A 17130-nucleotide genomic window follows, 5' to 3' on the forward strand; every position below is an offset into this window, starting at 1 on the left:
GCGGTCAGACCAGCGCGGCCTCCACCGGCTGTCCGAGCAACTGCGCGCAGCGCAACAGGCCGAGATGGCTGTATGCCTGCGGATGGTTGCCCAGCGATCGTTCGGCCACCGGGTCGTATTCCTCGCTGAGCAGCCCGGTGGGGCCTGCCACGTCGACCAGCTGGGCGAACAGCGCCTCGGCGTCGGAGCGCTTGCCGATCAGCAGGTACGCCTCCACCAGCCAGGCCGCGCACAGGTGGAATCCGCCCTCGCCGCCGGGCAGGCCGTCGTCGTGGTGGTAGCGGTACACCGTCGAGCCGCTGCGCAGCTCGGCTTCGGTCGCGACGACCGTCGCCGCGAAGCGCGGGTCGGACGGATCGATCAGCCCGCTCAGCCCGATGTGCAGCGTCGCGGCGTCCAGATCGGTGCCGTCGTAGGCCGCGGTGTAGGACTGCACCTCGTCGTTCCAGCCCTTGGCCTTCACCTCGTCGGCGATGGTGTCGCGCAGCAGCGGCCAGGCCGGGTCGGCCTCGCGATCGAACTTCTGCGCCAGGGTGAGCGCCCGGTCGACGGTCAGCCAGCCCATCACCTTCGAGTACACGTGATGGCGCGGGTTGCCGCGGATCTCCCAGATGCCGTGGTCGGGCTCCTGCCAGCGCCGCTGCACCGCCGAGACCATGGCGCAGACCAGCTCCCAGTCGGCGTCGGGCAGCACGTCGGCCGGATCGGTGACGCCGCGCAGTTCCCTCGCGTGCGCCAGGGTGGCGATGAGGTCGACGATCGGACCGAAGACGTCCAGCTGGACCTGCATGTTGGCCGCGTTGCCGACGCGCACCGGGCGGGAGCCGGCGTAGCCGGGTAGCTGGTCGATCGAGGCCTCCGGCGGCAGCGTCTCGCCGTACAGGGTGTACAGCGGGTGCAGCCGCTCGGGTCCGGGCAGCGTCTCCAGCACGCGGTGGACCCAGCCGAGGTAGTTCTCGGCCTCCTCGAGCGAGCCGAGGGAGACCAGCGACTGCGCGGTGAGCGCCGCGTCGCGCAGCCAGCAGTAGCGGTAGTCCCAGTTGCGCACGCCGCCGATGTCCTCGGGCAGCGAGGTGGTGGCGGCCGCGAGGATCGAGCCGGACGGCGCGTGTACCAGTCCGCGCAGGGTCAGCGCGGAGCGCTTCATCAGATCGGGCTTGAGCGGCGGCAGCGTGAGCGTGCCCGCCCAGTCCGACCAGTAGCGCTCCGCCTCCCGGCGCCGCTGGGACTCACTGATCGGGGAGGGATCGAGATCAGCGGTGCCGCAGCGCAACTCGAGCACGACCGGACCCTTGGACGGATCGACGACGGCCCGTGCCGACTCGTGGGTGCCGTCGGAGACGATCTCCCACCGCACGCCGGGCGAGCGCAGCACGATCGGGTCGTTGGTGCCGTACACCCGCAGCCCGCCCTCCTGGGCTTCGAGGTTCACCGGCACCTGGCCGAACTCCGGGCGGGGGGCGAAGGTGACGACGGCCTTCGCGTCGCCGGTGATCACCCGGGTGAGGTCGGTGCGGGTCGGGGCCACGTCGTGCGGCAGGTAGTCGGTGACTTGCAGTTTCGCCCAACGGGTTTCGACGGTCATCGTGCCGTCGACGTAGCGCTGCGACAGCGGCAGGCCCGGTCGCTCCGGCTCGATGGTGAAGTGCCCGCCCTGCGGACCGCCGAGCAGGTGCGCGAACACCGCGGCCGAATCGGGCTCGGGGTGGCAGAACCAGGTCACCGTGGCGTCGGGGGTGAGCAGCGCGACCGAGCGCGGGCTGGCGAGCATGGTCAGCCGCTCGATGCGCGGCGCGCTCGCGCCCGCCAGCCAGGTGCGGCGCTCCTCCAGCAGGTAGGCCAGCGCGCAGGCGACGGCCTCGGTGCTGTCCACCCGGAACTTGGCCAGGCTCTCGCCGTCGCCGACCTTGATGCCGACGTCAGGGCCCGACAGCACGCGGAACGCCTTCTCGTCGGTGACGTCGTCACCGAAGAACACCGCCGCGGAGGCCCCCGCCTGATGCCGGACGGTGTCGAGCGCGGTGCCCTTGTCGGTCTGCACCACGGCCAGTTCGATGACGGCCTTGCCCTCGGTGACCTGCACGCCGAACCAGCAGGCCGGACCGAGCCGGACCTGCGACAACGCGCGATGACCGATCTCAGGGCTGGCGTTGCGCACGTGCAACGCGACGCTGGCCGGTTTGATCTCGACGGTGACGCCGGGGTTGTCCGCGGCGATCTGGTTCAGCGACGTCTGCACCTCTTGGAGCAGATGCTTGGCGTCGTTGTCGATCGCGTGCACGAAGCCCACGTCGAATTCCGAGCCGTGGCTGCCGATCAGTTGCACCTCGACCGGCAGACGAGACAGCGCCGCGAGATCTCGCAGCGCGCGGCCGGAGATCACGGCGGCAGTGGTCCCGGTCAGGCCGGCGAGGGCTCGTAACGCGCTCACCGATTCCCGATGGGGGAAGGCTTTGGCCGGGTCGGACACGATGGGCGCGAGTGTCCCGTCGTAGTCCGATGCGACCAACAGCCGTGGCACGCGCGCGACCGTCGACAGTGCACGGCGAAGTTCCAGTGGCAGATCCTGTGCGCTCACGCATCCAACCTAGTGATCGGAGGAGTTTTTTCAGGGGGCGGGCAAAACAATACTGTGTTGAATTTGCCGCACAGAAGCGCGCCGGTTCGCGTGCGAACGATAACGCACGACCTGAACCGGTGTCCGGTAGATCTGCCCAGCTAACGGCAACGGTATCCGAGCGGGTGAGCTTCGTCGCAGCCCAGCGGGCCTTTCGTGCCCGGTTGGTGGCCGGGCGCGCAAGAGTCTACTGGTTGCGTTCGCCCAGGAGGAGGTCGACGGTCAGTTCCAGGCGTTCGGTGACGTCGGTGGCCGACGCGCGCCTGGTCAGCCAGGCGACCAGGTTCGACAGCCAGACGTCGCTGATCACCCGGGCGATGGCCAGCTGGCGTTCGGTGGGCTCGCCGTCGTTCATCGCGCGGGCGAAGACCCGGTCCATCACCTTGCCGACGCGGTCGACCTCGGCGGCGGCCGAGGCGTCGGCGAACATGAACGCCCTGGTCATGGCCTCGGTGAGCAGCGGGTCGCGCTGCATCATGCGGGTGATCTGGGTGAGCAGCAGGTGCATGCGCTCCTGCGGGGACTGCCCGGCAAGCGGCTTGCGTTTGCCCTCGATCTGCTCGAACTCGCGCGAGAGCGCGGACACCAGCAGGTGGACCTTCGACGGGAAGTAGCGGTACAGGGTGCCGACCGCGACGTCGGCGCGTTCGGCCACCGCCCGCATCTGCACCGCGTCGTAACCGCCTTTGGACGCGAGCGCCAAGGTGGCGTCCAAGATCCGCTTACGCCGTTCGCGCTGCGCCGCCGAGCTCAGCTCGTCCTCGCTGAGCGTGGTGACCGGCCGGGCCGCGCTCTGGTCGGCTGGCTGCGATCGGGACGGACTGGCCATTGATGAAAGTCCTTTCCGGAAACGTCGTTTCGTCGGCTACGTGCGCGGTGCGGCCGCGGCGGCGATGGTGTCTTGACTTCCGCCCGGCTAGGATATTAGAACATGTTCTAGGTGTGGGAGTCACGCCGGAAAGGCGGTATGGAGTGTGACCATCGCCACCACTGACGAGCATAAAGCCGTTCAGGAGTCGATGCGCGGATGGGCCGCCTCGGTCCGTCCGATTGCAACAATGCGGGCCGGCGCGGCCGACTTCTGGCGCGCCTACTGGCCCGCGCTCGCCGAGATCGGGATCTTCCGGGTAGCCGTGGCCGAGGACGCGGGCGGCGCGGGCGGGTCGGTCTCCGATCTGGCCGTGCTGGTGGAGCAGGCGGCGCACGATCTGGTCGGCGGCCCGGTGCTCGCGACGGCTTTGGCCAATCTGATCACCGCCGGGCAGCTCGACGAGGACCTGCCGTGCGGCGTCGCGCTCGACTTCGTCGTCGGTGCGACGGTGAGCGTACCCGCCGCAAGCGACGGCGTGTTGCTCACGGGTACCTGGGATTCCGTCCTCGGCGCCGCCCCCGGCACCGCCGTGCTGCTGCCGATCGACCAACCGCAGGGGCAGCGGTGGTGCCTGGTCCCGCCCGACGCCGATGGCCTGCGAGTGGAAGCGCTCGCGCCGCTCGACCCGAGCACGCCGCTGGCGCGGGTGCACTGCGCCGACCTGCGCGTGCCCGCCGAACGCGTCTTCGTCGCGCCGCACGCGGCGGCGGACCTGCTCGTCACGCTGGTCACCGCCGAACTGTCCGGCCTCGCGGGCTGGTGCCTGGAGACCGCGGTCGAGTACGCCAAGGTGCGCGAGCAGTTCGGCCGCAAGATCGGTTCGTTCCAGGCGGTCAAGCACATCTGCGCGTGGATGCTGTGCCGCACCGAACTCATCCGCGCGGTGGCGGCCGACACCGCCGCGGCCGTGGACGACGGCGGCGCCGAACTGCCGATCGCCGCCGCCATCGCGGCCGCCATCGCCCTGGACGCGGCGGTCGAGACCGCCAAGGACTGCATCCAGGTGCTCGGCGGCATCGGCTTCACCTGGGAGCACGACGCGCACCTGTATCTGCGCCGCGCCACGGCCTTGCGTCAACTGCTCGGCGGCTCGGCGCGCTGGCGGGCCAGGGTCACCGAGCTGACCCGCCGCGGCCTGCGGCGGACCACCGGCGCCGACCGGGTCTTCGCCGAGGAGGGCGTGGCCGCCGTCGACGGCGACAGCGCGCACGAACTGGCCGCCGAGGTCGCGCGGATCGCGGCGCTGCCCGCCGATCGGCAGCGCGCTGCGCTGGTCGACGCGGGCCTGGTCATGCCGCATTGGCCGCGGCCGTACGGACGCGCCGCCGACCCGATGACCGGCCTGGTGATCTCCGAGGAGCTGCGCCGCGCCGGGCTCACCGCGCCCGACCTGGCCATCGGCGGCTGGGCGATCCCCACGCTGTTGCAACACGGGACGCAGGAGCAGATCGAGCGCTTCGCCTGGCCGACCTTGCGCGGCGAGGTGGTCTGGTGCCAGCTGTTCAGCGAACCGGAGGCGGGCTCCGACCTCGCGGCGCTGCGCACCACCGCGAAGAAGACCGACGGCGGCTGGGTGCTGCGGGGGCAGAAGGTCTGGACTTCGCTGGGCGACAAGGCGAACTGGGCGATCTGCCTGGCGCGCACCGATCCGGACGCGCCCAAACATCGCGGCATCACGTACTTCTTGGTCGACATGCGCAGCGCCGGGCTGGAAGTGCGCCCGCTGGTGCAGATCACCGGTGAGGCGCGGTTCAGCGAGGTCTTCCTCGACGATGTGTTCGTGCCGGACGACTGCGTGGTCGGCGCGCTGAACAACGGATGGAAGATCGCCCGCTCCACCTTGTCGACGGAGCGGGTGGCCATGGGCGGCAACGGCATCGGTCCCGTGCTCGAAGAGCTGATTGCGAAGTCGCCCGCCACCGGCCCGGGCACGGAGCTGGTGAACGACCGGCTCGGTGGATTCGTGGCCGAGGCGATCGCGGGCCTGTTGCTGGAGCAGCGCGCCGCGGTGAAGATGCTCGCGGGCGGGGATCCCGGCGCGCAGAGCAGCGTGCGCAAGCTGGTCGGCGTGCGCCACCGTCAGGCCGTCGCCGAATTCGCCGCGGAGGCGGCGGGGCCGCTCGGCGCGCAGGACTGCGAGGTGACCACGGAGTTCCTGCTCACCCGCTGCCTGTCGATCGCGGGCGGAACCGAGCAGATCCTGCTCACCGTGGCCGCTGAGCGCATTCTGGGGCTGCCGCGTGACGCGAACAGCTAGCCCTACAGTCGATCGGGAGACGAGCGTGGACTTCACCAGGGACGAGGGCCAGGACGCGGTGGCCGAGGTCGTCGTGAGCTTGCTGGAGCGCGAACCGGCGCGCGACATGGGATTGTGGCCGAAGCTGGCCGACTCAGGCCTGCTCGTCGTCGCGTTGCCGGAACGGTTCGGCGGCGACGGCATGGGGCTGCTCGAGGTGTCGGCGCTGCTCACCGAGCTGGCCACCGACGCGGTGGCGGTGCCTGCGCTGCCGACGCTGGGTTTCGGCGTGCTGCCGCTGGTGGCCTGCGCGCCGGAGCACGTGCAGTCGCTCGTGCTGCCGGGAGTCGCCGAGGGCGTCGTGCTCACCGCGGCGCTGAGCGAACCGGCGGCGCCGTTCACGCTCGAGCCGAAGACCACCGCCGTGCTCGGCGGCGACACGGTGCGCATCACCGGGCACAAGATCGCGGTGCCGTACGCGGAGGAGGCGAGCTGGCTGCTCGTGCCGACCGACGCGGGCATCGCCGTCGTCGACGCCGGAGCCGACGGCCTGACCCGCACGCCGACGCCGGTTTCCGGCGGCATCCCGGAGTGCACGGTCCGGCTGGACCAGGTGGAGATTCCGGCCGATCAGCTGTGGCCGGTCGGCCTTCCCGATCTGCACCGGCTGGCGCTCGCTTCGATCGGTTCGGTGGCCGACGGACTGCTGAAGGGGGCGATCACGCTCACCGCCGAGCATCTGCGCACCCGTCATCAGTTCGGCAGGCCGCTGGCCGAGTTCCAGGCCGTGGCCCAGCAGATCGCGGACCTGTACGTCGTCTCGCGGACCCTGCACGTGGCCGCGGTGTCGGCGAACTGGGCTCTGGCGCAAAAAGACACGAGCCAGGAGCATCGCGAGCGCACCGACGACGACCTGGAGATCCTCGCCTACACCGTCACTGCGGAACTGCCCGCGGCCATGCAGAAGTGCCATCACCTGCACGGCGGCCTCGGCGTCGACGTGACCCATCCGATGCATCGCTACTACTCACAAGCCAAGGACATCGCTCGCTGGCTCGGCGGCGCGTCGTTCCGGCTCGACCGATTGGGGGCCAGATGTTCATCGACCTGACCACCGAGCAACGCAGGCTGCGCGACGAATTGCGCGCCTACTTCGCCGATCTCGTGACTCCGGACGAGGAGGCCGAGATGGCGGTGAACCGGCACGGCGACGCCTACCGCGCCGTGGTGCGCCGGATGGGTCGCGACGGCTGGCTCGGCGTCGGCTGGCCCAAGGAATACGGCGGCCAGGGCTTCGGGCCGGTCGAGCAGCAGATCTTCTTCAACGAGGCGGTGCGGGCCGACGTCCCGCTGCCGCTGGTGACGCTGCTGACCGTCGGCCCGACCTTGCAGCAGTTCGGCACCGACGAGCAGAAGCGGCGGTTCCTGCCCGGAATCCTCTCCGGCGACATCCATTTCGCGATCGGCTACTCCGAGCCGGAGGCGGGCACCGATCTGGCCGCGCTGCGCACATCGGCGGTGCGTGACGACTCCGGGGACTGGATCGTCAACGGGCAGAAGATCTTCACCACGGGCGCGCACGAGGCCGACTTCGTGTGGCTGGCCTGCCGCACCGGCTCCACCGAGTCGCGCCACCGCGGCATCACGATCCTGATCGTGGACACCACCGACCCCGGCTACTCGTGGACGCCGATCATCACCTGCGACGGCGCCCACCACACCAACGCGACCTACTTCGACAACGTGCGCGTCCCGGCGAACATGCTGGTCGGCGAGGAGAACCGGGGCTGGAAGCTGATCACGACGCAGCTCAACCACGAGCGGGTGAGCCTGGGTCCGTCCGGCAAGATCGAGCAGCTCTACGACCGGGTGCGCGACTGGGCGCAGCCGCGCGGCGTGCTCGCCGAACCGGACGTGCGCCGCGCGCTCGGCCGCATCCGCGCCATGGTGCGGCTCAACGAACTGCTGAACTGGCAGGTGGCCGCCACTGCGGACGGCGACCAGGCCCAGGTGATCGCCGACGCGTCGGCGACCAAGGTCTACTCCACCGAATCGCTCCAGGAGGCGGGCAGGCTCGCCGAGGAGATCGTCGGCCGCTACGGCGACCCGGCCGACCCGGCCACCGGCGAACTGCTGACCTGGCTGGACCGCAGGACCAAGCAGAACCTCGTGGTCACCTTCGGCGGTGGCGTCAACGAGGTGATGCGCGAGCTGGTCGCCTCCTCCGGTCTGCGGTTGCCGCGAGTACCCCGATAACGAGTGAAGGAGCCGCGCGTGCCGGAAACCACTACTCCGGAAGCGATCGTCGCCGCAGCAGAAGCCATCAAGGCGGCGGGTGCGAGCGCCCCCCGTTTCGGGCGTGATCCGGTGAACCAGCCGATGATCAACAACTGGGTCGAGGCGCTCGGCGACGCCAATCCGATCTACGTCGACGAGGAGGCGGCGCGCGCCGCGGGACATCCCGGCGTCGTCGCGCCGCCCGCCATGGCCCAGGTGTGGACCATGTTCGGGCTCAACGGGTCCCGTCCCGCCGACGATCCGATGGGCGCGGCCACGGAGTTGCTCGACGCCGCCGGATACACCTCCGTGGTCGCGACGGATTGCCAGCAGACCTACCACCGCTATCTCCAGGTCGGTGAGCAGGTATCGGTCACCAGCACACTGGCGGACATCCGCGGCCCGAAACGCACCGCCCTGGGCGAGGGGTGGTTCGTCACCTTCCGGACCACTTGGCGTGTGGGTGCCGAAGTGGTCGCCGAAATGCTGTTCCGGCTGCTGAAATTCGCTCCCGGCACCGCCGCGCCGAAAGCCGAGGAGGGTGCGCGGGTCAAGCCGCTGGTCTCCTGGGACACCGAATTCTTCTGGGAGGGAACGAAAGCGGGCGAGCTGCGCATCCAGCGGCTGCCGGACGGCTCGCTGCGGCATCCGCCCATTCCGGCCATCTGGCAGGACAAGTCGAAACCCACCGACTACGTCGTCGCCTCCGGGCGCGGCACCGTGTTCAGTTACGTCGTGCACCACGCGCCGAAGGTGCCGGGACGGCGGCTGCCGTTCGTGGTGGCGCTGGTCGAATTGGAGGAAGGCGTGCGCATGCTCGGTGAACTGCGCGGCGTAGACCCCGCCGAGGTGCGGATCGGCCTGCCGGTCGAGGTGGGCTTCGAGCAGCTCGACGACGAGGCCACGCTGCCGTTCTGGCAGGTGATCTCATGAGCGCCGCCGTGGAACCGGATGCCGTTCGCGTCGGCACGGTGCTGCCCGAGCTGGCGATCCACGCCGACCCCACCTTCGTGATCAGCACCGCCCTGGCCACCAGGGACTTCCAGGACGTGCACCACGACAGGGACAAGGCCGTCGCCCGCGGCTCGAAGGACATCTTCGTCAACATCCTCACCGACACCGGCCTGGTGCAGCGTTTCGTCACCGACTGGGCGGGCCCGCGCGCGGTCGTCAAGTCGATCGCGCTGCGCCTGGGCGTGCCGCTGTACGCGGGGGACACGCTGACGCTGACGGGCACGGTGACCGCGGTGGACGGCGAGGACGTCCACATCGACGTCGTCGGCAAGGACAGCCTCGGCGACCACATCACGGCCACGGCCGTCATCACGTTGCGGAGGGCCGATGTCTGAGCACCCGATCTCCGGCCGGGCGGCCATCGTCGGCATCGGCGCCACCGATTTCTCCAAGGACTCCGGGCGCAGCGAACTGCGCCTGGCCGCCGAGGCGGTCACCGCGGCGCTGGCCGACGCGGGCCTGACGCCCGCCGACGTGGACGGCCTCACCACGTTCACCATGGACACCAACACCCAGGCCGCCGTGGCGAGGGCGGTCGGCATCCCGCAGCTGACGTTCTTCAGCCACATCGGCTACGGCGGCGGCGCGGCCTGCGCCACGATCCAGCAGGCCGCGATGGCGGTGGCGACCGGAGTCGCGGACGTGGTGGTGGCCTATCGCGCGTTCAACGAGCGGTCGGTGTCGCGGTTCGGGCAGTTCTCCACCGCGCTGGCCACCGCGCCCACCTCGTCGGGCATCGACGCGGGCTGGTCCTACCCGCAAGGGCTGGGCACACCGGCCGCGCAGGTCGCCATGGTCGCCCGGCGTTACATGCACGTCTACGGGGCCACCAGCGAGGACTTCGGCCGCGTCGCCGTCGCCGACCGCAAGCACGCCGCGGTGAACCCGGCCGCGTTCTTCTACGGCAAGCCGATCACGCTGGAGGACCATCAGAATTCCCGCTGGATCGCCGAGCCGCTGCATCTGCTGGATTGCTGCCAGGAGTCCGACGGCGGCGTCGCGATCGTGGTGACCAGCGTCGAGCGGGCTCGCGACCTGCCGCAGCGGCCCGCCGTGATCGCCGCGGCCGCGCAGGGTTCCGGCGCCGACCAGTACGTGATGACCAGCTACTACCGCGACGCCATGACCGGTCTGCCGGAGATGGGCCTGGTCGGCGAGCAGCTGTGGGCGCAGAGCGGGTTGCGTCCTGAGGACATGCAGGCCGCGATCCTGTACGACCACTTCACTCCGTTCGTCCTCATGCAGCTGGAGGAACTCGGGTTCTGCGGCCGGGGCGAGGCGAAGGACTTCATCGCCGACGGTGCCATCGAGGTCGGCGGGCGACTGCCGCTCAACACCCACGGAGGTCAGCTCGGCGAGGCGTACATCCACGGCATGAACGGCATCGCCGAAGCCGTGCGCCAGATCCGCGGCGCCTCGGTCAACCCGGTCTCCGGCCTGACCAACATCCTGGTCACCGCGGGCACCGGCGTGCCGACCTCGGGGCTCGTCCTCACCGCCTGAGGTCCCGCCGGGCGTATCCGCGCTTCGCATCGCGTGCGAAGTGCGGGCGCTTCCGGTGCGCGAGGTGGCGCGTAGCTTGGGGCAGGTGGTGGCCCGACATGTGGTTGACGTGCACGTGTTGCTGGTGCGCGGCGCGGAAGTGTTGCTGAGCAGGCGGCGCAGCGCGGACGAGTTCGACGGATTGTGGCACCTGCCCGCCGGGAAGCTGGAGGCGGGCGAGTCGGCGCTCGCCGCGGTGGTCCGCGAAGCGTGCGAGGAGGTCGGCGTCGTGATCGACCCGGCGGATCTGCGGCACGTCCATTCCGCGCATGTCGTCGAGCCAGGGCGAGAGGCCAGGGTCGGGTTGTTCTTCCAGACGAGCCGCTGGTCGGGCGAGCCGGTCAACCGCGAGCCGGACAAGTCCTACGAGCTCCGGTGGTTCCCGCTCGGGAACCTCCCCGAAACGCTCATCCCGTATCCGGCCGCGGGCATCGACGGCTATCGCACCGGCGTGACCTACAGCCAGCGAGGCTGGCCGAGCTGATCACACTCGCAACTGCGCGGCGATGACACGGGTGAGTTGCCGGACGCTCTCCGTCGTGTTCGGGCGCAGGGTGGTGCGGTTGCCCGCGAAGCGGTCGAAGACGACTCCCTCGAGCACGGCGACGAAGTCCTCGGCCCTGGTGTCCGGATCGGGCGCGCCCATGGCGCGGAAGAGGTCGCGCGCGCGGTCGACGGAGAACAGGCTGTGCACCAGCCGTGGATGCAGGCCGGGATCGTCCAGCAGGTCGATCAGGAGAGCGTGGCGGGCGATCAGGTGCGCACGCCGCTCGGCCAGTAGCCGGTCCAGCCAGGCGGCGATGGCCTCCGCGGCCGGTTGCGCCGCGGCGGTCGGCGTCAGTGCGGCGGCGGCGAAATCGTCGCGGGAGCGGGTGGTGATCCGGTCCACGACGGCCTCGATCAGGGCGCGTTTGGTGCGGAAGTAGTAGGACGCCGACCCGGCGGGCAGGCCCAGTTCCGTGTCCAGCGCACGGTGGGTCAGCGCGCGCAGACCACGTGTCGCGATCAGTTCGATGGCCGTGTCGGCGAGGAGCGCGCGCCGGTCGTCTGTGGACATGATCACCCTTCCTGGCCGCCGGCCTCCTGGCCCTCTACAAATGTAGAGGATCAGGAGGTGTCATGGAAATCCGGTGGGATACCGACCAAGCACGGGCGGCGGCGCGGCTACGTGAATTGGTCGATCGGCGCGGCAGGCCGGTCCGGCGTCACCGGGGCGTCTATCTCCACGGCAGACCCGGGCGCGGCAAGACCATGCTCATGAACCGGTTCTTCGCCGAGGTGGCATCGGGACGCAAGCGCCGCTACCACTTTCACCAGTTCTTCGCGAGCCTGCACGCCGCGGCGCACGTGTCCGGCTCGATCGATGCCGCGGTGGACGCGCTGCTCGGTGACGCGATACTGGTCTGCTTCGACGAGTTCCACGTGCACGACATCGGCGACGCGATGCTGATCGCCCGGTTGCTGGACGCGCTGTTCGCCCGCCGCGTCACCCTGGTGGTCACATCGAACTACCCGCCCGCCGAGTTGTTGCCGAACCCGTTGTTCCACGACCGGTTCGTGCCTGCCATCGAGCGAATCCTCGCGAACATGGACGTGGTGGCCGTGGACGGCGCGACCGACTATCGCGCCCTCAATACCCACAGAGCTGCAACCGGATTCGCCTCCGGGCGATACGTCGTGGCGCCTCCGTGTCGCACGGCGGCAAGCGTGCCATGGACTTCCGCTGCCCAGAATAATGCTGCGACACAACGGGAAAACGAGTCGCTTGTCGAGATATCAGAGGGTGCTCGAAGTTTGCGCGCCATTGCGTCCGATGGTGGAAAGCTCGTCGTCGACTTCGCCGTATTGTGCGGGACTCCAACTTCCGCGGCGGATTATGTTGCGCTGGCCCAACGATTTCCGTGCTGGGAAATCCGAGATGTGCCGCCGCTGCGCTCGGTTCCCCCCGACTGGGTGATGCGTTTCGTCAACGCCGTCGACGTGCTCTCCGACGCTGATCGGGCACTCACCGTCATCGCGTCTTCGACGCTCGGCGAGCTGGTGCGGGACGTGCGGGAAGTGCCGGATATGTCACGTTTGAAGAGTCGGCTTTGTGCTTTGTCCCAATCCCCTCCCGATATCGCCCGGTAGTCACCGTGGCGTCGGCCGGCCCGTCGCCTCCCCGCCCAGTTGCGGTTTAGAAGGAAGGACTGCGAAGTATTCCATTCCATCCCGAGCGGACCGCCCGGCATGTAACTATGTGGCTGTTTTGTGGAGTACTCAGATTTGGTGGTAACGCAGTGGTCCGGGCGCGAGCGCCGATATCGCGCGTGATCGTGCTGATCACGCTGCTGGCTTTTGCCGCCATCGCCCTGCACGGATACATCCCAGGAATCAGCGAGGCCGAGTCCAGCAGGCAGGTTCCCTCAGCTTTGTCGGTCGCGCTCATGCCGGTGTTGCTGACCGTGTCGATCGTGATCCTGCTCGCGGGCGTCATCGCGAGCCAGCATCGGTTGCCGCTGGCCATGCCGGAGCCCGAGCGCGCGGAGGAGCGCAGGCAGTGGCGGCTGGGGCGCACGGGCTTGGCGCTGCTCGGTGCGCTCGCGCTGTTCGGCGTGCTGGTCGCGGCCGCGTCGGCGATCTACTTCATCGGCGCGGGCACGCCGAGCGAGCCCGCGCGCCCGGCGACGCCGGCCACCACCACCGGCGCCGCGCCGGAGCAGGGGACCCCGCCGCCCCCCGAAACCGAGCCGAGGTCGGCGGAGTTGACCGGGACGGCGCTGGTGCTGGCCGGGATCGCGGCCGCGGGCCTGGTGACGGTGGCGATGACCGGCCTGGTCGTGGTCGCGGTGTCGTCCCGGCACAAGCAGGCCCCGGCCCCGGCGCAGGCGGCCGCACCGGCCCCCACCCCGACGGACTCACTGGCCCGCGCGGCGGAGATGGGCCTGGCCGCGATGAACGCCCCCGGCCAGGATCCGCGCACCGCCATCATCGCCTGCTACGTCGCGATGGAACGCGGCCTCGCCTCCGACCGCGCCGCCGCCCCGCTGGCGTCGGACACCCCGATGGAAGTGCTGGCCCGCGCGTTCGAACGCGGCGCGCTGCACGACGCGTCCGCCCGCGAGCTGGTCGCCCTGTTCGAGGAGGCCAGGTTCAGCCCGCACGCCATGCTCGAATGGCAGCGCATGCGCGCCGAGCAACTGCTGCGCATCGTGCTCGCCGATCTGCAAGGGGAGGTGCCGGCGTGACCGCCCGGGTGAGAAAGGACGTCGCGTGAATCGGATGGGGGTGGTGATCACCTGCGTGATCGTCATCGCGGTGATCGAGCTGGTCGCCGTCGAACGCGCCCGCGGGCTGCTGCTGATCGTCGCCGGAATCCCGGTCGCGGTGGCGCTCGCCTGGCTGATCTGGTCGCTGCTCGAGCGCGCCGAGGCCGGGGACGCCGACGCGATGGAGGACATGGAGAACGGCCCGGCGGAGATGTTGTGGCGCTGGCACGCCAGGGCGCAGATGCTCGCCGACCGCGCGGACGGCAGCCGTGCCGACTGGGACCGGCACCTGCGCCCGCTGCTGGCCAAGGAGTTCGAGCTGTCCAGCGGCCAGCGGGTGGCGAAGAACCGCAGAGCGGTCGAGGCGGCGGGTGTCCACCAGTTCGGGCCGGAACTGTGGCGCTGGGTGGACCCGGCCAATTCGGCCCTTCGTGATCAGACCGGCAGGGCACCGGGACGTGCGGCGCTGGACGAGATCCTGAGCCGCCTGCAGAGAATGTGAAATGGGTTGAGGCAAGTGCGGGTACACACATGACCATGCCGATGGACGTGACCATCCAGCGCAGCGAGGCCGTGCTCCGGGAATTGTCCCGGGTCGTGGTCGGCAAGCAGGACGAGTTGCAGTTGATCATGATCGCGGTGCTGTCCGGTGGGCACGTTCTGATCGAGGACTTACCCGGCCTCGGCAAGACGCTCATCGCGAGATCATTCGCGTCCGCGCTCGGGTTGCAGTTCACCCGCGTGCAGTTCACCCCGGACCTGCTGCCCGCGGATTTGCTCGGTTCGACGATCTACGACATGTCCTCGGGCCGGTTCACCTTCCGTCGCGGGCCGGTGTTCACCAACGTGCTGCTGGCCGACGAGGTCAACCGCACCCCGCCGAAGACCCAGGCCGCGCTGCTGGAGGCGATGGCGGAAGGGCAGGTCAGCATCGACGGCGAGACGTTCGTGCTGCCGCAACCGTTCATCGTGCTGGCCACCGACAACCCGATCGAGTACGAGGGCACCTATCCGCTGCCGGAAGCCCAGCTCGACCGCTTCGCCATCCAGCTGCGGCTGGGCTACCTGTCCGAGCACGACGAGACGCAGATGATCCGCCGCAGGCTGGAGCGCGGGTCGCAGCAGCCGCAGGTCAACCAGGTCGTCGACGCCAACGGCCTGCTGGAGATGCGGCAATCCGTCGAATACGTGACCGTGCACCCGGACGTGGTGAGCTATGTCGTCGCGCTGGCGTCGGCGACCAGAGGGCATCCCCAGGTGGAGGTCGGCGCCAGCCCCCGCGCGGAACTGGACCTGGTGCAGATGTCGCGGGCGCGGGCGCTGCTGCTCGGCCGCGACTACGTGATCCCCGAAGACGTCAAGGCGCTGGCGGTGCCCGCCATGGCGCACCGGATCACGCTGCGGCCGGAGATGTGGGTGCGCCGCATCCGCGGCGAGGACGTGATCACTGAACTGCTGCGCCGTCTGCCGGTCCCGCGCGCCACCGTGACATGAGGCACCGCGACGCCAGCTCCGCCGTCGACGCCGAATTGCGGTGGCGACCGGCGCCGCTGGTCTTCATGCTCGCCGGGTGCGCCGCCGCGGCGTTGGTGCTCGCGGTGGTGCTCGGCCGGTGGCAACTGCTCGTGTTCGCCGCGCCGCTGCTCGGCGTGCTCGCTACCGCGCCGTGGCAGCAGTCGTCGACCAGGATCCAGGTCGACGGCGGCGGCACGCTGCGCTGTTTCGAGACCGAGGAAGTGACGCTCACCGTCGCCGCGTTCGTGGAGAAGGGGCACGCGCTGCTGCGGCTGAAGCCGGAGCAGTCGACCGGGCTGGAGCTGCGGGTCGAGGAGGCCAGCGATTCCGGCATCGCGCCGGCCGGGTTGCGGCTCGCGCTCTCGGTGGGCAGGTGGGGGCGCTACCCGATCTCGGTGCGGGTCTCCGCGCTGAGTCCCGCCGGGCTGGCCGTCGCCACCGCGGTGCTGCCCGCGGGGCAGCTGTTCGTGTATCCGATCACCGATCCGCAGCGGATGCGCCTGCCGCGAACCGAGCTGCCCGAGCGGCTCGGCACCCACCTCACCCGCAGGCACGGGCCGGGCGTGGAGTACGCGGACATCCGCGCCTACGCCCCCGGCGACCAGTTGCGCATCGTGAACTGGCCGGTGAGCGCGCGGCGCGGGCGGCTGTATGTCACCGAACGGCTGACCAACCGGTCCGCGGATGTCGTGGTGCTGGTGGACACCTCGCAGCAGGCGCCGGGACCGGCCACCGACTCGCTGGAGCTGTCGGTGCGCGGCGCGGCGCAGGTGGTGCAGTCGACCTTGCAGGCCGGCGACCGGACCGCGGTGGTGTGCCTGGGCCAGGCGCCGCGCTGGCTGCGGCCGGACATCGGCCGCCGCCAGTTCTACCGCATCGTCGACACCGTGCTCGACGTCGGCGACGAGCACATCCCGACCACCGGCACCCTCGCGCCGCACGCGGCCGTACCGCTCGGCGCGATCGTGGTGGCCTTCTCCACGCTGCTGGACACCCAGTTCGCCCTCGCGCTGATCGATCTGCGTAAGCGCGGGCACGTGGTGGTCGTGGTGGACGTGCTGCGCGGCACGCCGTTCCAGGAGGACCTCGATCCGATTCTGGCCAAGATGTGGCAGCTCGAGCGCGCGGCGATGTACCGGGACATGGGGACCGTCGGCGTCGACATCGTGGCGTGGCCGGACGATACGCGCCTCGACCAGATCATGCGCGTGCTGCCCGAGCACCGCAGGACCGTACGGGTGCGCCGATGACCAGATTCCTCGCGGTTCTCTCCGGCGTGCTGCTGGTGGCGTCGGTGGCGCTGCTGGAGCCGTGGATCGGCATCCCCGCCATGGTCTTCGTGGCGCTCGGCTGGTGGTTCCGGCCGCTGGCGGTCTGCGCGGTGCTGCTCGCGCTGGCCGTGCTCGCGCTCGCCGACGCGGGTGTGCTCGCCTCCGCGGCGACGGGTCTGGTGGCCACGACCTATCTGCTCAACGCCGCCACGGTGACCGCGCCGCACGGCGTGGTGCCGACCACGATCCCGTCGGTGACCGGTGCGGTCGGCTTCACGGCGGTCGCCGTCGTCGCCGCTCTCGTCCCGCTGCGCTTGGCCTGGGCGCCGCTGGCCGCGCCGGTGCTCGTGCTGCTGCTGTACGCCCTGGTGATCCAGGGCGCCGCCGCCCGTCGCGGGCGCGGCGACCGCGAACTTCCGGCGTCGGGCGAAATCTGACGCTGAAGCGACGGCCCTCGGCGACGAGACCTGGCCGAAGCCGTGTCGGTATGAACCGCGAAGGCCACACGGTCGTGCGCGTACCGTTCGGTAATGCGAGGG

Annotated in this window: 16 protein-coding genes; 13 read left to right on the forward strand and 3 right to left on the reverse strand. The window is 70.3% G+C overall.

What is annotated here, in order from left to right; all coding sequences use genetic code 11:
- Positions 1 to 4: 4 nt before the first annotated feature.
- On the reverse strand, positions 5 to 2578 hold the full coding sequence (otsB, locus tag NB3_RS00520; RefSeq protein WP_067794727.1) for a trehalose-phosphatase: 2574 nt from the start codon (positions 2576 to 2578) through the stop codon (positions 5 to 7).
- A 226-nt stretch (positions 2579 to 2804) separates the two neighbouring features.
- On the reverse strand, positions 2805 to 3446 hold the full coding sequence (gene kstR, locus NB3_RS00525; protein ID WP_067794729.1) for a cholesterol catabolism transcriptional regulator KstR: 642 nt from the start codon (positions 3444 to 3446) through the stop codon (positions 2805 to 2807).
- Positions 3447 to 3591: 145 nt separating this feature from the next.
- Here kstR and NB3_RS00530 point away from each other — a divergent pair, with 145 nt between their 5' ends.
- The 7 genes from NB3_RS00530 to NB3_RS00560 all read left to right on the forward strand — a co-directional run bounded on the left by NB3_RS00530 (position 3592) and on the right by NB3_RS00560 (position 11041).
- On the forward strand, positions 3592 to 5745 hold the full coding sequence (locus tag NB3_RS00530) for an acyl-CoA dehydrogenase family protein (protein ID WP_067794732.1): 2154 nt from the start codon (positions 3592 to 3594) through the stop codon (positions 5743 to 5745).
- 25 nt (positions 5746 to 5770) lie between these two features.
- Positions 5771 to 6835 carry an acyl-CoA dehydrogenase family protein gene (locus NB3_RS00535; protein ID WP_067794735.1) on the forward strand — a complete coding sequence of 355 codons (1065 nt, stop codon included), beginning with the start codon at positions 5771 to 5773 and terminating at the stop codon, positions 6833 to 6835.
- Positions 6820 to 7980 (forward strand): acyl-CoA dehydrogenase family protein, encoded by a 1161-nt coding sequence (locus tag NB3_RS00540; protein WP_067794738.1) that lies wholly within the window; start codon positions 6820 to 6822, stop codon positions 7978 to 7980. The genes NB3_RS00535 and NB3_RS00540 overlap by 16 nt, the downstream gene beginning before the upstream one ends.
- A gap of 18 nt (positions 7981 to 7998) precedes the next feature.
- Positions 7999 to 8934, forward strand: a complete 936-nt coding sequence (locus NB3_RS00545) for a bifunctional MaoC family dehydratase N-terminal/OB-fold nucleic acid binding domain-containing protein (protein WP_067794876.1) — start codon at positions 7999 to 8001, stop codon at positions 8932 to 8934.
- Positions 8931 to 9350 (forward strand): MaoC family dehydratase, encoded by a 420-nt coding sequence (locus tag NB3_RS00550; RefSeq protein WP_067794741.1) that lies wholly within the window; start codon positions 8931 to 8933, stop codon positions 9348 to 9350. Before NB3_RS00545 ends, NB3_RS00550 begins: the two co-directional genes overlap by 4 nt.
- Positions 9343 to 10518 carry a lipid-transfer protein gene (locus tag NB3_RS00555; RefSeq protein ID WP_067794744.1) on the forward strand — a complete coding sequence of 392 codons (1176 nt, stop codon included), beginning with the start codon at positions 9343 to 9345 and terminating at the stop codon, positions 10516 to 10518. Before NB3_RS00550 ends, NB3_RS00555 begins: the two co-directional genes overlap by 8 nt.
- Before the next feature lie 85 nt (positions 10519 to 10603).
- Positions 10604 to 11041, forward strand: coding sequence for an NUDIX hydrolase (locus NB3_RS00560; protein WP_067794882.1), 438 nt, complete (start codon positions 10604 to 10606; stop codon positions 11039 to 11041).
- Here NB3_RS00560 and NB3_RS00565 read toward each other — a convergent pair whose 3' ends face one another.
- Complete coding sequence (locus tag NB3_RS00565) at positions 11042 to 11614, reverse strand: TetR/AcrR family transcriptional regulator (protein WP_067794879.1); 573 nt, start codon at positions 11612 to 11614, stop codon at positions 11042 to 11044.
- Between the two features lie 62 nt (positions 11615 to 11676).
- Between NB3_RS00565 and zapE the strand changes: the two genes are divergently transcribed.
- From zapE to NB3_RS00595, 6 genes are all read left to right on the forward strand, one after another.
- Entirely contained in the window at positions 11677 to 12687 is a 1011-nt protein-coding gene (zapE, locus tag NB3_RS00570; protein WP_067794747.1) for a cell division protein ZapE, read from the forward strand.
- A gap of 179 nt (positions 12688 to 12866) precedes the next feature.
- A complete protein-coding gene (locus NB3_RS00575; RefSeq protein ID WP_084485510.1) occupies positions 12867 to 13784 on the forward strand; it encodes a DUF4129 domain-containing protein in 918 nt (305 codons plus the stop codon).
- A 34-nt stretch (positions 13785 to 13818) separates the two neighbouring features.
- Positions 13819 to 14307 carry a hypothetical protein gene (locus tag NB3_RS00580; RefSeq protein WP_067794750.1) on the forward strand — a complete coding sequence of 163 codons (489 nt, stop codon included), beginning with the start codon at positions 13819 to 13821 and terminating at the stop codon, positions 14305 to 14307.
- 29 nt (positions 14308 to 14336) lie between these two features.
- Positions 14337 to 15299 carry an AAA family ATPase gene (locus NB3_RS00585; RefSeq protein ID WP_067794753.1) on the forward strand — a complete coding sequence of 321 codons (963 nt, stop codon included), beginning with the start codon at positions 14337 to 14339 and terminating at the stop codon, positions 15297 to 15299.
- Positions 15296 to 16570, forward strand: coding sequence for a DUF58 domain-containing protein (locus tag NB3_RS00590; protein WP_067794756.1), 1275 nt, complete (start codon positions 15296 to 15298; stop codon positions 16568 to 16570). Before NB3_RS00585 ends, NB3_RS00590 begins: the two co-directional genes overlap by 4 nt.
- Positions 16567 to 17028 carry a hypothetical protein gene (locus NB3_RS00595; RefSeq protein WP_067794759.1) on the forward strand — a complete coding sequence of 154 codons (462 nt, stop codon included), beginning with the start codon at positions 16567 to 16569 and terminating at the stop codon, positions 17026 to 17028. Before NB3_RS00590 ends, NB3_RS00595 begins: the two co-directional genes overlap by 4 nt.
- Positions 17029 to 17130: the final 102 nt, after the last annotated feature.

This window comes from Nocardia beijingensis NBRC 16342 (assembly GCF_001612785.1).
Lineage (GTDB): Bacteria > Actinomycetota > Actinomycetes > Mycobacteriales > Mycobacteriaceae > Nocardia > Nocardia beijingensis.